Source organism: Enterobacter sp. J49, assembly GCF_002148625.1.
Classification (GTDB): Bacteria; Pseudomonadota; Gammaproteobacteria; order Enterobacterales; family Enterobacteriaceae; genus Enterobacter; species Enterobacter ludwigii.
The window spans coordinates 1-771 of the sequence record NZ_MWPY01000040.1 but is presented as its reverse complement, the minus strand read 5'-3'; the positions used below and the strand labels follow the sequence as shown (position 1 = coordinate 771).

General features: G+C 54.0%; 1 protein-coding gene. It reads right to left on the bottom strand.

Going from position 1 to position 771, the window contains the following annotated elements; translation table 11 throughout:
• Positions 1-222: 222 nt before the first annotated feature.
• On the bottom strand, positions 223-768 hold the full coding sequence (gene nusG, locus BJP35_RS23795; protein ID WP_004929914.1) for a transcription termination/antitermination protein NusG: 546 nt from the start codon (positions 766-768) through the stop codon (positions 223-225).
• Positions 769-771: the final 3 nt, after the last annotated feature.

Here is a 771-nt window from a genome sequence, read left to right as displayed (position 1 = left end):
GTTCGCCATACCAGCTGCAACTTGCAGCTTGACGTAGGCTTGTACTTTCTTAGCCATTTAAATTTCCTCGGTTTGGGTAGTATCGCCTCGCAAGAGGCTCCCCGTGTTTCACCCCGCCCAACATGCATCAGGCAAGGCATCTAAAAACAAAAGGCGCGAAATTGTAGTTCAATTTCGCGCCTTTGACAAGCGGCTACGGGCCACTCGTTGCTGATTATTCGATCAGCCTTTCTCAACCTGGCTGAAGTCCAGTTCCACCGGCGTTGCACGGCCAAAGATGGAAACGGAAACTTTCAGGCGGCTCTTCTCGTAATCGACTTCCTCGACCACGCCGTTGAAATCGGCAAACGGGCCGTCGTTGACGCGCACCAGCTCGCCCGGTTCGAACAGCGTTTTCGGACGCGGCTTGTCACCAACCTGCTGCAGGCGGTTCATGATCGCATCAACTTCTTTATCGCTGATCGGCGCAGGACGGTCAGACGTACCGCCGATGAACCCCATGACGCGCGGTACGCTGCGCACCAAGTGCCAGCTGGCGTCATTCATCACCATCTGCACCAGCACGTAGCCAGGGAAGAATTTACGCTCGCTCTTGCGACGTTGGCCGCCACGGATTTCAACCACTTCTTCCGTAGGCACCATCACTTCACCGAACAACTCTTCCATATCGTGCAGTTTGATGTGTTCACGCAGCGATTGTGCTACGCGACCTTCAAATCCGGAAAACGCCTGAACGACGTACCAACGTTTTTTTGGAGCTTCAGACATTTT